This window comes from Phreatobacter sp. AB_2022a, from assembly GCF_026847585.1.
Taxonomy (GTDB): Bacteria; Pseudomonadota; Alphaproteobacteria; order Rhizobiales; family Phreatobacteraceae; genus Phreatobacter.
In genome coordinates, this window is the sequence record NZ_JAPSET010000060.1 from 16747 (window position 1) to 30255 (window position 13509).

A 13509-nucleotide genomic window follows, 5' to 3' on the forward strand; every position below is an offset into this window, starting at 1 on the left:
GACGGCGGACGCCGTCTGCGGCGGCATCGACCGACGCCAAGCGGTACGAGAGAAGGCTCGAACCCCTTCTCTCGCGCTCTCATTCCCATCCCGCTCAAGAGCCCATGGTCGGCGTCGTTTGAGGAAGCACGCAGCCGTGGCTGTTGCCGACACTTGCCATCGCCTGATTTCAAGCAGCCCTCGGAGGTCGCGATATTACGCGACAGGTGAACGGCTTTCGCTTCAGCGACCAAAGCCTAATCGCGGACATCGGCCTCAGCCATTTTCACTTGTAGGTCGGTCGTGCCGTATCCGTCCCTGCTTCCAGCAACATATGAACCGCACAGCCGGTCACCGAATCGAGCATGATCGCTGCGAAGCCACAATGAACGCCGCCCATCTTCGGCATCGGAGTCATCCAGTAACTTTGAGCGACAGACCTCAGCGGCGGGCCGCGCCATGCGTTCGATGGTCCTCAGGTCGGGCAGCCGCCAGCAAAGTACGTCGCCGATCTTGTCCTTTTGACAACCCCCTCCCCCACGTCCGGATATCGATGCAGCTTCGCGTGAGTCCCAACCGCTGGTGGACTACTCGCTTGTTGATCGATGCGCACTGATGCAGTTTAATGAACACGATCCATGCAGGGCTACTTGGATTGGCAGTGGTCGGGCGCCATCACGGAAATGGTCGATCCTGTTCCTCGCACACTCTCACTTTTGGACAGGCGCCACACAGGTGAGCAATGCAGTTGGGTTTCCTTTGAAGGAGTCAATAGATCGCAACGTCTGGATCGTTCGAGCTGCTGCGCCCATGGGGTGCTGCACGGCTATTCAATCTGTGATTCACCCGGTCGGACCTGGGCTCGGTGCGGGCAAGCGGCGAATGCCCTTTGCTTATTGCGAATGGACGCGAGCCGATTTTGTCGATTGTGCGCAACGTTCACGCACGTCTGGCAGCCTGCCAATCCCGGTTAAAGATCTGAGAACGCGGCACAATCCAGCTAGGGCGGTTGGATCAGATGGGTTATTCAGTTTCTCCATTAAGCTCTCGTTAACTAAAAACGGCTTGCTGCAAGCGTGGAATCACGGGATTATTCCCGATAATTTCCCGACCCATGGGATATTATCGACACTGGTGCCGCAAAAGCCGATGAACGTGACTCTACCAATTAGAAGGCAGGACGAGAGCTTCGCCGACATCATCCTGGAGCAGGGCGGCGAGATTTCTAGACGCCTTGACCTGCTGCGGGTGGAGAGCTTCCCGCCGAATGCGGAGAAGCCTCTGCGCCACTTTTCGCTTGCTGAAGCGGCGGATTTCGTGGGGGTCTCCCAAAGCTACATCAAGAAGCTGCACCTTCAAGGCAAAGGAGTAGAGCCGTTCGTAACGCCAACCGGACGGCGCTACTATACGGCGGACCAGTTGAATGAACTGCGGGATACCCTCAATCGATCGCCTCGGCGGCGAGAGGGAGAAAGACTGCAAGTCATATCGGTAGTCAATTTCAAAGGTGGCTCGGGTAAGACGACGACGGCGGTCCACTTGTCGGAGTACCTGGCACTCCGAGGCTTCAGAGTTCTTGCTGTTGATCTTGATCCCCAGGCGTCGCTGACGGCTCTGTTCGGCATCCAGCCGGAACTCGACGGTAACTCGTCTTTCTACGACGCACTCAGGTACGATGAAAAACGGGTAAGCATTACCTCCGTGCGCCGACACACTAACTTCCCTGGGTTGGATATCGTCCCGGCGAATCTCGAACTCCAAGAGTTCGAGTACGAGACGCCAGTTGCCATGCTCTCAAAGGATTCGAAGGCTGGCCGCAATTTCTATACGCTTATCGGTTCGGCGTTGGCAGAAGTCGATACAGACTACGACATCGTTGTCATCGATTGCCCGCCGCAACTCGGATACTTGACACTGACCGCCCTCGCCGCTGCAACGTCGGTTCTCATCACGGTTCATCCTCAAATGCTCGACATCATGTCGATGAGCCAGTTTCTGTTGATGCTCGGCGGCATCCTGAAAAGCATCGAGGCTGCGGGGGTGAAAGTCTCTCTCGATTGGTTCCGCTATCTCGTGACGCGGTATGAGCCAGGGGATATTCCCCAACAGGAAATGGTCGGCCTCATGCAGTCGATGTTCGCTCGACAGATGCTGAGGAATCCGACGGTCAAATCGACGGCGATTTCGGACGCCGGCTTGACCAAGCAATCTCTCTACGAGGTCGAGCGATCAAAGTTCGTTCCCGCGACCTACGATCGCGCGCGGGAATCGCTGGACGCCGTGAACGGCGAGATTGTCGATCTCATCTATATGTCATGGGGCCGGCAAACATGACGTGGGAGTTGTCAGCCGTACAGATCTCGAAATATCGTGCAAGATCAGCCGTTTATTTAGGATAGGGACTCGCCATGGCGCGCCGCGGCATTTTCAACAATATCAAGGAGACGGAGGTGCAGGAGCCTGAGCGCCGGGCTTCGCCTGCATATGCTATGCGGGGGGCCACACGAAATATGATCGCCTCCATTGGTGAGCTGGCCGAGAAGGCGGCGAAGGCGGATCAGGTTCTGGAAGGTGACACGGTCGTCGAGCTAGATCCCGGCTTAATTGAAGCATCATTTGTCGCGGATCGGATGGAAGACGACGATGCGTTTTCCGAGCTGGTGTCCGCTATTCGAGAGCGAGGGCAAGACAGCCCTGTGCTTGTGAGGCCCCATCCAAAGGAGAACGGGCGCTACCAGACGGTTTTCGGCCATCGCCGAGTGCGTGCTGCCCGTGACCTCGGCCGCAAAGTCAAAGCTGTCATCCGCCAGATCTCGGACAATGATCACGTCATCGCGCAGGGCCAAGAAAACTCTGCGCGGGAGAACCTGTCATTCATCGAACGCGCCCTGTTCGCGCAGCGCCTCCTCGATCGGGGGCATGATCGCCAGACGATCCAGTCGGCGCTTGCGGTTGATGCCCCGATGCTCACCAGGATGCTGTCGGTGTCGAGCCGCGCTCCAGAAGCGATCATCTTGGCCATTGGACCGTGCAAGACGATCGGCCGCGATCGCTGGTTGGAATTCGCTCAACTTATCGAAGGTCACGACGCCCACCAGGCCGCTGTCCTGGTCGTCCAGGAAAGTGGGTTCGCGGAGCTCACGTCCGAACATCGATTTGAGCGAGTGCTGGATGCTCTGAAGGCTCGGGTAAAGCCGCGTCGCGGCAGTTCGGCCAAACCGCTAAAGGAGAAATGGTCCACAGCTGACAATTCTATTGCAGCAGAGTTTATCGATAGCGGCCGTTCCTTCTCCCTTGCCTTCAAATCTAAGGGTGGAGTGGGATTCGGTCGCTATGTCGCCGAGAGCCTCGAACGGCTCTATGGCGAATACAAAAACAACCAAGAAGGAAAGGGTTAGCAGCAAAAGAAAAGGCCCCCGAAACGATGGTTCCGGAAGCCCCTTCTCAGTGTGTTTGGCGACCCTGAGAATCGCACCTCTCCGAAACATCGTCAAGTGCTGAGGCACGTTCAGCGCCCTTCGGCGAGCGGATTTCTTTTGCCTAGCGTTAGGTGAAGGAAAATGCAGATACATATCTCGACGACGCCTTTCGGGCGGCGAACGATGACGCTTGGCCTGATTGCCAATCAGGTCAAAGCACGGGCAGGGTCGAAGGACGCCGTCGCCCATAAATGGCAGGTGTTTCAGCATATTCGCGAGGCACGGGACCTGCTCGGCGCGACGGACCGTTCGCTCGCGATCCTGAACGCCTTGTTGTCGTTCCATCCCGAAACGGCACTGACTGGTGGCGGCGACCTCATCGTCTGGCCGTCCAACGAGCAGCTTATGGCGCGCGCGAACGGCCTGTCGCCGACCACGCTGCGCCGGCACCTGGCGGTGCTTGTCGATTGCGGCCTGATCGTTCGCCGCGACAGTCCGAACGGCAAGCGCTTCGCCCGGAAGGGCAGGGGAGGGCAGGTCGAGCAGGCTTACGGCTTCGACCTCTCGCCGATCGTCGCCCGCGCCGAGGAGTTCAAGGACCTGGCGGAGACCGTCCAGGCGGAGAAGAGGGCGTTCCGCGTCACCAAGGAGCGGCTGACCCTGCTGCGCCGGGACATCGTGAAGATGATCGAAGCCGGCATCGAGGAGGCCGTGCCGGGCAATTGGGGCCAGGTTCGCCTGACCTACCAGGCCATCGTCGCTCGCCTGCCGCGGACAGCTCCCCGCCTGCTGATCGAAAGGATATGCGCGGATCTCAATGCCCTGTGGAGCGATATCCGCGACGTGTTGGAATCCTTCACGAAAGAGAAGAATACGGACGGCAATGAGTCCCGTTTTGGATGTCACATACAGAATTCAAATCCAGACTCTTCTTCTGAATCTGAACATAGCATCCAGCATCAGAAAGAAGCTGGCGACAAAGGTGCGGAAACCGACAACGTTCGAGGCCTGCCGAAACGGGAATTGCCTTTGGGGATCGTCCTCGACGCCTGTCCCGGCCTTCGAGACTTGGCTCACGGCGGCGAAATCCGCCATTGGCGGGACTTCCTCGCGACGGTGGAGGTCGCCAGGCCCATGCTTGGGATCAGTCCGAGTGCCTGGAAGGAGGCCCGCGAGATACTGGGTGAGCTCCAGGCCGCCATCGCACTCGCCGCGATCTACCAGCGGGCCGACCAGATCAACAACCACGGCGGATATCTACGCTCGCTCACCGAGCGGGCCAGGCAGGGCAAGTTTTCGACCTGGCCTATGATCATGGCGCTGTTGCGAGCCAAGCTCGATGCCGGCAAAGCATCCGGCCAGCGCAATGAGAATTCTCTTTCTTCTATGGCAACGATAGATCGTCCTCCGGTCGGGTCCGACGCTCTGCGGAGTTCGCGGGAGAAGCTGAATTGGCGATAGGAAGCCGTCATACCGTCCCCGTTCTTATGGCCGAGAAGTTCTCTCCCGGCGCGCGCCAACTCCTGCGTGACGAACGCATCGGCTATTTCGATGCCAGCGGGAGCCTCTTCATCCCCGCGAGCAGGCTCTACGTTCGCGTCGATCGACCGGCATCGCGCAATCAAGTGCGCTCCCTCAACAATCTCTTCGCCGATCGATGCGCTCAACCGCGACAGCTATTTCGTGACGCTCGAGACCGATGCAGAGAAGCAGAGCACGATTTGGGGCGTCGACCTGAAGGGGCGATGGCGGCGGGTTTACGAGCAGAGCTCCGTCATCGTCACCACCAACCTGGCCTTCGGCGAATGGCCCTCCGTCTTCGGCGACGCCAAGATGACCACCGCGCTCCTCGACCGCCTCACACACCACTGCGACATCGTCGAAACCGGCAACGACAGCTGGCGCTTCAAGAACAGGCTCTGAGCCGCCGGTGCCTCACCGATCCGGGGCCGGCGCGCCTGCGCAATCCAGACCAGCTCCGCCGCGCCGCCTCCTCGCCCCGCACCGTAATGAAGGGGTCAACATTGGACGCCGATCAGGGGGCAACTTTGCGAGCCGTTTGACACCGCAACCTCCAGCATTGTCCCCACGCGCGGGATTTCGCCGGCAAAAGTACCGAGCTGGTCAGTGTCGATGCCCTTTGCGACTTCGACGCGCAGCCCCAGGCGCTCGAAGAGTACGGGTGCGATCACGCGCTCTTTCCCATGCATTGTCGCAAGGGTGGCGGTGCTGGCCTGATAGAGGGTCACCGTCGTCCGTTATCCGTAGATCAGGCGCGCCAGCGCGCTGTAGAGAGGAATGCCGGCGACGATGTTGAACGGAAAGGTGATGGCCAGCGAGCAAGTGAGGTAGTAGCCCGGATTGGCATCGGGCAGGGCCAGGCGTACCGCCGCCGGGGCCACGATATAGGAGGCGCTTGCGGCCAGCGTTCCCAGAATGACGGCTCCGCCGTACGACACGCCCACAGCCGACCCGACTGCTATCCCGATCACAGCGTGGACGACGGGCATGGCGAGGGCGAACACCGCCAGCCGCAGTCCCACCTTCCGGAACTCGCCCGCGTGGCTGGCGGCGACCCTGCCCAGGTCAAGCAGGAAAAGACAGAGCACTCCAGGAAAGAGGTCGACGAAGAACGGCTTGATGTTGGTAAGCCCGCCAGTGCCAACGCTCGCGCCGATGACCATGCCGCCTGCCAGCAGCAGGATGCTCTTGGAGGACAGGACCTCGGCCAGAACAGGTGAGAGCGCGGACGTACTCCACATGGAGGGGGGCGAGCCTATGAGGGCCGCGCCGCCGGCGTTGACCTCGACCGATCGGCTGGCCATGGAGGCCACGCCCGCAAGGCCGATGGCGATGACGATTGCCGGCACCTCCATGATTGCCAGAAGGGCAGGGGCGTAGCCTTCGAACGGGACCTGCTGCCGCGTCAGGAACTGTCCGACCGCCGCAAAAGTCACCGCTGACACCGAACCGTAGTGTGCGGCCAACGCTGCCGCATCGGCGATGCCAAGACCGGCAAACCTGCGCAGGATGCCGTAGCACCAGAGCGGGATGGCGCAGCCCAGCGCAAGCGCGCCAGCCATTGGCAGGGCAAGCTCGCTCAGAGGACGGTCAGCGAGTTTGGCGCCACCCTGGAGACCGATCGAGAGCATCAGAAAAATCGAGAGCGCCGCGAAAACCTGGTCGGGAAGTTTGAGGTCGGATCGAAAAAAAGTGGCACAGGCGCCAAGCACGAAACAAAGAATCGGGGGGGAGAGAAGATTGCTCGTGGCCAACTCAAAAAAAGGCATTTCGCGACTTTCTAGGATTAATGTCTCCACAAGATGCCACAACGGCTATCGCGGCAAAACGACATAGTTGAAGTAGTTGTCATTAGCTTTCATAATGATGAGATGAGACCCTTGGATTTCGACCAGCTCCTCGCCTTTGTCACAACCGCTGAGACCGGCAACCTCAGCCGCGCCGCCCAGCGGCTCCGGCTGAGCCAGCCCACCGTCAGCATGCAACTGAAAAAACTGGAAGACGCCCTTGGCTGCCCGTTGGCGGAACGCTCGCCACGTTCGTTCCGCCTGACCGGGGAGGGGGAGACCCTGTTGGCCTATGGGCGGCGGATTCTGGCCCTGTCGGAGGAAGCGGTGGTCAAACTCACGGAGGCGCAGGTGGCGGGACAGGTGCGTCTCGGCACCCCGGAGGATTTCGCCACCACCCACCTGTCGGCAGTGCTGGCGGCGTTCACGAGAACGCATCCGCATGTCGGGCTGGAGGTTACGACCGATCTCACCCTCAACCTCATTGACCGTTTCCACAGCGGCGAGTTCGACCTGGTCCTCATCAAGCGTGAGCCCATGGGCCCCAGCGAAGGAGTGAGAGTTTGGCGCGAGCCGCTGGTGTGGACCTGTGCACCGGATGACGTTCGTCATTTCACGGACACGTCGCGTGAATTGCCGCTGGTCGTTTCGCCCCATCCCTGCGTTTACAGAAAGCGTGCCATGAAGGCGTTGGATGACGCAGGACGCCAATGGCGCGTGGTCTACACCTCGACGTCCCTGGCCGGGGCGCAGGCGGCGGTGAGAGCCGGGCTGGGCGTCACCGTCCTTCCCTCCGGCATGGTGCCGCCGGGATTCGCCGTTCTCGATCGAAAGGCTGGACTGCCCGCGCTGGCGGATACCGAAATCGCATTGATGTCAGCGGCTGGTCTTGCCGAACCGGCAAGGAAACTTGCGCAGCACATGGTGTCATCACTCGAGCGATGACCAAGCTTCCCAATCCTCCCCGGCATCAAGTGTCTCGTTGCGGCCTCACGTCACGGACTGGACCTCCGGCGTGCCTTGAATGTGACGGGCGTCGGGCAAAAACCACCCCTTGGCGAGCGCGTAGATCGCGGGGATGACCACCAGGGTCAGCACGGTTGATGACACCATGCCGCCGATCATCGGCACCGCGATGCGCTGCATCACCTCCGAACCCGCACCGGTGCTCCACAAGATCGGCACCAGACCGGCGGTGATCGCCACCACGGTCATCATCTTCGGCCTCACCCGCTCGACCGCGCCCACCATGATGGCGTCGTAAAGGTCGGCACGGGTGGGCTGCCGTCCTGCGGCTGCGCAGGTGGCCCTTACCTCGGCCCAGGCGTGCTCGAGATAGATCAGCATCACCACACCTGTTTCGGCGGCGACGCCGGCGAGCGCGATGAACCCCACCGCCACGGCGACCGACATGTTGAACCCCAGCCACCACATCAGCCAGATGCCGCCGACCAGCGCGAACGGCACCGAGAGCATGACGATGAGGGTTTCGGTGAGGGCGCGGAAGTTGAGATAGAGCAGCAGGAAAATCACCAGCAACGTCACCGGCACCACAAGCTGCAGCCGGGCGACGGCACGCTCGAGGTACTCGTATTGCCCGCTCCAGCCCAACGAATAGCCCGGTGGCAGACTGACCGACGCGGCGACGGCCTTGCGTGCATCGTCGACATAGGAACCGAGGTCGCGCCCGGTGATGTCCACGAAGATATAGGTGGCGAGCTGACCATTCTCGGTGCGGATCGAGGAGGCGCCGCGGGTAAGCGCGATGCGGGTGACTTCGCCGAGAGGCACAGCGCCACCTCCCGGCAAGGCTACCTGCACGTCTGCGGCAATGGCCTGCGGGCTCGAGCGCAGGTCCCGGGGATAGCGGATGGCGACACCGTATCGCTCCCGCCCTTCCACCGTGGTGGTTACGACCTCGGCTCCCAGGGCGGTGGCGATGACATCCTGAACATCGCCCATCAGCAGGCCATAGCGCCCCATCGCCTCGCGGTCCGGAGTGATCTCCAGGTAGTAGCCACCGATCACCCGCTCGGCATAGGCACTGGACGTGCCGGGCACGGTGCGGAGCACCGCTTCGACCTGCCGCGCGATCTTTTCCATTTCAGTAAGGTCGGTGCCGAACACCTTGACGCCCACCGGCGTGCGGATCCCGGTCGCCAGCATGTCGATGCGCGCGCGGATCGGCATGGTCCAGGCGTTGGACACTCCGGGGAACTGAAGAGCGCGATCCATCTCGGCTTTCAGACTGTCGATCGTGACCCCCGGCCGCCATTCAGCCTTCGGCTTCAGGTTGATGATGGTCTCGAACATCTCCATCGGGGCGGGATCGGTGGCGGTCGCCGCCCGACCGGCCTTGCCATAGACTGAAGCCACCTCCGGGAACGCGCGGATGATGCGGTCCTGCATCTGCAGCAGCTCGGCCGCCTTGGTCACCGATAACCCCGGCAACGTGGTCGGCATGTACATCAGGGTGCCTTCGTTGAGACTGGGCATGAACTCGGAGCCCAGCTGCCGGGCGGGCCAGACACTCACGCCCAAGGCGATCAGCGCGACCGCGATCGTGAAGACCTTGGCGCGCAGCACGCCGCGGATCACCGGCCGGTAGATCCAGATCAGGAAGCGGTTCACCGGGTTCTTGTGCTCGGGGATGATGCGGCCGCGCACGAACAGCACCATCAAGGCCGGCACCAACGTCACCGACAGAAGCGCCGCGGCCGCCATGGCAAACGTCTTGGTAAACGCCAGCGGCCCGAACAGCCGCCCCTCCTGCGACTCCAGGGTGAAGATCGGCAGGAACGAGACGGTGATGATGAGAAGGCTGAAGAACAGCGCCGGACCGACCTCCGACGCGGCCTCGATCAGCACCTCGGTGCGCGGCTTGTCCGCGGGTGCGCGCTCCAGATGCTTGTGAGCGTTCTCGATCATCACGATGGCGGCGTCGATCATCGCGCCGACCGCGATGGCGATGCCCCCTAGGCTCATGATGTTGGAGCCAAGGCCGATGCCCTTCATCGCGGCAAAGGCCATCAGGATGCCCACCGGCAGCATCAGGATCGCCACCAGTGCGCTGCGCAGGTGCAGGAGGAACACGACGCAGACCAGCGCGACGATCAGGCTTTCCTCGAGCAAGGTCGTCTTCAGCGTCTCGATCGCCGCCTCAATGAGCTGGGAGCGGTCGTAGACCGGCACGATCTCGGTGCCTGCCGGCAGACTGCCAGTGATCTCCGCGAGGCGCTTCTTGACGTTCTCGATCACGGTCAGGGCATTGGCGCCAAAGCGCTGCAGCACGATGCCGCTGGCCACCTCACCCTCGCCGTTGAGCTCGGTGATGCCGCGTCGCTCGTCGGGCCCGATTTCCACCCGGGCGACGTCCCGCAGGCGCAGCGGCACGCCGCTGGCAGAGCGGAGAACGATGCTCTCGAGATCCTCGGTGCTGCGGATGTAGCCGCGGCCGCGGACCATGAACTCGAATTCCGAGAGCTCAAGGGTGCGGCCGCCGACGTCACGGTTGCTCGCCCGTACCGCATCGCGGACCATGGCCAGGCTCACCCCTTGCGCCCGCATGCGCAAGGGGTCCACCACGATGCTGTACTGCTTGACGAACCCGCCCACACTGGCGACTTCGGCCACGCCTTCAGCCTTGCTGGCTGCGAACCGCACCACCCAGTCTTGCAGAGACCGCAGCTCGGCCAGGGTCGCGTTCTTGGCGACCACCGCATACTGGTAAACCCAGCCCACGCCGGTGGCGTCCGGACCCAGGGAAGGGGTCACGCCGGCCGGCAGCCGCCGGGCCGCAGCGTTGAGATACTCCAGCACCCGGCTGCGCGCCCAATAGGGGTCCGTTCCGTCTTCAAAGATCACGTAGACGAACGACACGCCGAAGAACGAGAACCCGCGGACCACCTTGGATTTCGGGACGGTGAGCATCGCTGTGGTCAATGGATAGGTGACCTGGTCCTCGACCACCTGCGGCGCCTGGCCGGAGTATTCCGTGTAGACGATGACCTGCACGTCGGAGAGGTCCGGGATGGCGTCAAGCGGCAGGATTCGCAGGGCAAAGAGACCGGCAGCGACGGCAAAGGCCGTGCCGATGAAGATCAGCACCAGGTTGCGGGCCGACCAGCCAATCAGACGGGCGATCATGGCGTGGTTCCCGATGTCATGGCGCGCAGCGCGGCCTTGAGGTTGCTTTCAGCGTCGATGAGGAAGTTGGCGGACACCACCACCCGCTCATCGGCGGCAAGGCCTTCGCGGATCTCGACGTAGCCTCCGCCGCGCGCGCCGGTCTTGACCTCGCGCGGCTCGAACTTGCCTTCGCCGCGGTCAATGATCACGACCTGGCGCGTCCCGGAATCGATCACGGCACTCTCGGCAACAGCCACAACCGTGCCGCCACTGCCGCTTGCGATGACGACGTCGACATACATGTCTGGCAGCAGCAGCCCCTCAAGGTTCGCAAGCTCGATGCGCACCCGTGTCGTGCGCGTGTCACGCGCCACCTGCGGATAAATCAGCGTGACGCGCCCCTCAAAGGTCCGTCCGGCCAGACCGCGCGGACGTACCACGGCGGCCGCGCCAATCCGCACGGCCGCCATGTCGTATTCCGGTACATCAGCGATCACCCAGACCTGCGAGGTGTCAGCCAGTCGAAACAGCACCGCACCTGCAGTGGTTTTCATGCCGTCGACAGCGTTGCGCTCCAGGACAACTCCGCTCCTTGGCGCACGCCAGTCAAACAGCAGCGGCACGCGCCGCGTCCGCTCGAGCTCGGCTATCGTATCGGCGGGCACGCCGAGGTTTTCGAGGCGCTGACGAGCGCCGCCGGCCGAGCCTGCGCCACTCGCGAGCTCTGTGACGTAAAGGGCGCCTGCCGCGGCGATATCCGGGGAATACAGCTTGAGCAGCGGCTGGCCGCGGGTCACCCGGTCGCCGGTTGTGACGTTGGCGACCTCCTGCACGAACGCGTCCGTGCGGGTCGCGACCACGGATACCCGCCGTTCGTCCAGCTGCACGCTGCCGGGCACGCGCACCTGGCGCTGGATCTGGCGGGCCTCGGCCGGTTCCGAGCGCACGCCCGTTCGCTGCAGCCGACCTGGGGAGACGGTGACGGTTCCGCTGTCGGCGTCTTCGCCCGCATAGACCGGGATGTAGTCCATCCCCATGGAGTCCTTCTTCGGCACCGGCGAAGTGTCTGGCAGGCCCATGGGATTGCGGTAGTAGAGGATTCGACGCGGCTCGCCTGCGGCCGCAGGCGCTGCAGCTTGACCACTTGCGCGAGGCTCAAGGCTGACGTCCTCGCTGGCTCTGACGGCCACATAGGCACGGCCGTCGGCCGTTCGCGCCGGACCCGCCGAGTAGGCAGGGCGCCCGTCAGGGTCGCGGTAATAGATCACGGGTCCCGTGGCGGCCAGAGGCGGCGCGCTCGCGCTTTGGTGCCATGGCAGGGGGAAGGGCAGGGCGGGCCAACTCAAGCCGGCCTGGCCGGCCCAGAACCCGGCAGCTCCCGCGGCCGCCAAAGCGCCAAGGGTGAGGAAGGTGCGCATAGTCCGGCTCATGGCCGTGCCCTCAGCACGAGCCGACCCTGCAGGGTCCCGGTCTCGCCCTGGACTTTTGCGGCGAGTGACAGGCGCCAGTTGCCTTCCATGCTGAGCTCGACACGGAAGCGGTAGATACCGGGCACCGACGAAGGCACAGCTTCGATGCTGCTGGTCATCGTCTCCATGCCGTCCGGCTGCATGTCAGCGCGCGCGGCAAAGATGATGGCGCCGGGGACCGGCTGGCCAGTTCGCTTGTCGACGAGCCGCACGGCGACCTCGGCCGGGCCCTCTTTGAGCTCGGTTTCGACCAGCTGGAATTCGTAGTCGGCAATCGCGGCCTGGGCCGGCAGCGCATAGGGCGCGCTGGCGAGGGCGAGAACCGTCGCCGCACAAGCAAGAGATAGGCGGGTCATGATCCTGATGTCCTGAATTCATCGTTGGCGGTACCCGTGCCCAATCGGGCAAAGGTCGACGGGCACAGACGCGCTGTCCGTGCCTTAGCTCCGGCGCTTGCGCCGGCGATGAATCAGGTTCGGGGGGGTTCGGACGGTGGCCCGGCCGCCAACAGATGCGGCTCCAGCTCCTCAACCGGCGCGATCACGCCGGCAAGGCTTTCGACCATGTCGCCATGCCCGCCCCAGTCCGCAGCGTTGGGAAAGCACTTGGCCATGCACATCACGGCCAGCGGACAGGATTTCTGGCAGTCGGAGGTCGAGGATTTCTGATCGGGGCAGCAAGGCATGCCCTCTTCCATGTCAGCCATCGCCATCGCGGCTTCGGCGACCTGGTTGGCCATTGCCATGCGTGGCGCAAGCGGCGCGGCCAGAAGGCCGACGATCGCCAGCAGCGACAGAATTCGCGTCAGGAGCGCACAACGTTTCACGCCTTCACCATGGCACAATCAGTACCGGCCGGGAAGTCGAAACACGTATCCCGGAGCGCTGAAACAAAATGTCACAGAACCCCAAGCAAGGGTGGAACGTTGGGCGTTGTACCAGCATGGGCCAGGCAAATCCGGTGCATGCCGTCACAACGGAGCCGGTCCATGCACAAGCATCATCACTACGTGACGCTTCTCATCAACGTCGTCCTCGGTCTTGCGGTCATGTACCTGGCAATGTTTGCCATGATTGCGAGCGGGAACGAGTTCTTCAACAATATCAATATGTTTTATATGGCGCTGATGATGGCGGCTCCGATGGGACCGATCATGATCCTCACCATGTCGTCCATGTATCAGCACCAAGCGATGAACATTGCCTT

Annotated in this window: 11 protein-coding genes and 2 pseudogenes; 6 read left to right on the forward strand and 7 right to left on the reverse strand. The window is 62.5% G+C overall.

The window, feature by feature from the left end; all coding sequences use genetic code 11:
- Window positions 1-265 precede the first annotated feature (265 nt).
- Window positions 266-388, reverse strand: a complete 123-nt coding sequence (locus OZ671_RS28380) for a hypothetical protein (RefSeq protein WP_268863828.1) — start codon at window positions 386-388, stop codon at window positions 266-268.
- Between the two features lie 740 nt (window positions 389-1128).
- Here OZ671_RS28380 and repA point away from each other — a divergent pair.
- From repA to OZ671_RS32105, 4 genes and pseudogenes are all read left to right on the forward strand, one after another.
- Window positions 1129-2313, forward strand: coding sequence for a plasmid partitioning protein RepA (repA, locus tag OZ671_RS28385; protein ID WP_268863839.1), 1185 nt, complete (start codon window positions 1129-1131; stop codon window positions 2311-2313).
- A gap of 74 nt (window positions 2314-2387) precedes the next feature.
- Entirely contained in the window at window positions 2388-3377 is a 990-nt protein-coding gene (gene repB / locus OZ671_RS28390) for a plasmid partitioning protein RepB (RefSeq protein ID WP_268863829.1), read from the forward strand.
- 162 nt (window positions 3378-3539) lie between these two features.
- Window positions 3540-4859 (forward strand): plasmid replication protein RepC, encoded by a 1320-nt coding sequence (gene repC, locus OZ671_RS28395; protein WP_268863830.1) that lies wholly within the window; start codon window positions 3540-3542, stop codon window positions 4857-4859.
- 291 nt (window positions 4860-5150) lie between these two features.
- Window positions 5151-5321 (forward strand): annotated as a pseudogene (locus OZ671_RS32105) (ATP-binding protein); the annotation flags it as partial.
- A gap of 95 nt (window positions 5322-5416) precedes the next feature.
- Here the strand turns inward: OZ671_RS32105 and OZ671_RS28405 are convergent.
- Window positions 5417-5647, reverse strand: a complete 231-nt coding sequence (locus OZ671_RS28405; RefSeq protein ID WP_268863831.1) for a hypothetical protein — start codon at window positions 5645-5647, stop codon at window positions 5417-5419.
- A 9-nt stretch (window positions 5648-5656) separates the two neighbouring features.
- Window positions 5657-6688: a sodium-dependent bicarbonate transport family permease gene (locus tag OZ671_RS28410; protein WP_268863832.1), complete on the reverse strand. Its 1032-nt coding sequence runs from the start codon at window positions 6686-6688 to the stop codon at window positions 5657-5659.
- 102 nt (window positions 6689-6790) lie between these two features.
- Here OZ671_RS28410 and OZ671_RS28415 point away from each other — a divergent pair, with 102 nt between their 5' ends.
- On the forward strand, window positions 6791-7651 hold the full coding sequence (locus tag OZ671_RS28415; protein ID WP_442957137.1) for a LysR family transcriptional regulator: 861 nt from the start codon (window positions 6791-6793) through the stop codon (window positions 7649-7651).
- A gap of 45 nt (window positions 7652-7696) precedes the next feature.
- Here the strand turns inward: OZ671_RS28415 and OZ671_RS28420 are convergent, their stop codons facing one another.
- The 4 genes from OZ671_RS28420 to OZ671_RS28435 all read right to left on the reverse strand — a co-directional run bounded on the left by OZ671_RS28420 (window position 7697) and on the right by OZ671_RS28435 (window position 13129).
- Window positions 7697-10852, reverse strand: coding sequence for an efflux RND transporter permease subunit (locus OZ671_RS28420; RefSeq protein ID WP_268863834.1), 3156 nt, complete (start codon window positions 10850-10852; stop codon window positions 7697-7699).
- Window positions 10849-12264, reverse strand: coding sequence for an efflux RND transporter periplasmic adaptor subunit (locus tag OZ671_RS28425; RefSeq protein ID WP_268863835.1), 1416 nt, complete (start codon window positions 12262-12264; stop codon window positions 10849-10851). Before OZ671_RS28425 ends, OZ671_RS28420 begins: the two co-directional genes overlap by 4 nt.
- A complete protein-coding gene (locus OZ671_RS28430) occupies window positions 12261-12659 on the reverse strand; it encodes a FixH family protein (protein ID WP_268863836.1) in 399 nt (132 codons plus the stop codon). Before OZ671_RS28430 ends, OZ671_RS28425 begins: the two co-directional genes overlap by 4 nt.
- A 113-nt stretch (window positions 12660-12772) precedes the next feature.
- Window positions 12773-13129, reverse strand: coding sequence for a hypothetical protein (locus OZ671_RS28435; RefSeq protein ID WP_268863837.1), 357 nt, complete (start codon window positions 13127-13129; stop codon window positions 12773-12775).
- Window positions 13130-13291: 162 nt separating this feature from the next.
- Between OZ671_RS28435 and OZ671_RS28440 the strand changes: the two are divergent.
- Window positions 13292-13509: pseudogene (locus tag OZ671_RS28440) on the forward strand (DUF305 domain-containing protein); the annotation flags it as partial.

What these genes read in the sequence shown, in the direction of transcription:
- OZ671_RS28380 (WP_268863828.1), bottom strand. Translation starts at nt 388, where the DNA reads ATGCCGAAGATGGGCGGCGTTCATTGTGGCTTCGCAGCGATCATGCTC.
- repA (WP_268863839.1), top strand. Translation starts at nt 1,129, where the DNA reads ATGAACGTGACTCTACCAATTAGAAGGCAGGACGAGAGCTTCGCCGAC.
- repB (WP_268863829.1), top strand. Translation starts at nt 2,388, where the DNA reads ATGGCGCGCCGCGGCATTTTCAACAATATCAAGGAGACGGAGGTGCAG.
- repC (WP_268863830.1), top strand. Translation starts at nt 3,540, where the DNA reads ATGCAGATACATATCTCGACGACGCCTTTCGGGCGGCGAACGATGACG.
- OZ671_RS28410 (WP_268863832.1), bottom strand. Translation starts at nt 6,688, where the DNA reads ATGCCTTTTTTTGAGTTGGCCACGAGCAATCTTCTCTCCCCCCCGATT.
- OZ671_RS28415 (WP_442957137.1), top strand. Translation starts at nt 6,791, where the DNA reads ATGAGACCCTTGGATTTCGACCAGCTCCTCGCCTTTGTCACAACCGCT.
- OZ671_RS28420 (WP_268863834.1), bottom strand. Translation starts at nt 10,852, where the DNA reads ATGATCGCCCGTCTGATTGGCTGGTCGGCCCGCAACCTGGTGCTGATC.
- OZ671_RS28425 (WP_268863835.1), bottom strand. Translation starts at nt 12,264, where the DNA reads ATGAGCCGGACTATGCGCACCTTCCTCACCCTTGGCGCTTTGGCGGCC.
- OZ671_RS28430 (WP_268863836.1), bottom strand. Translation starts at nt 12,659, where the DNA reads ATGACCCGCCTATCTCTTGCTTGTGCGGCGACGGTTCTCGCCCTCGCC.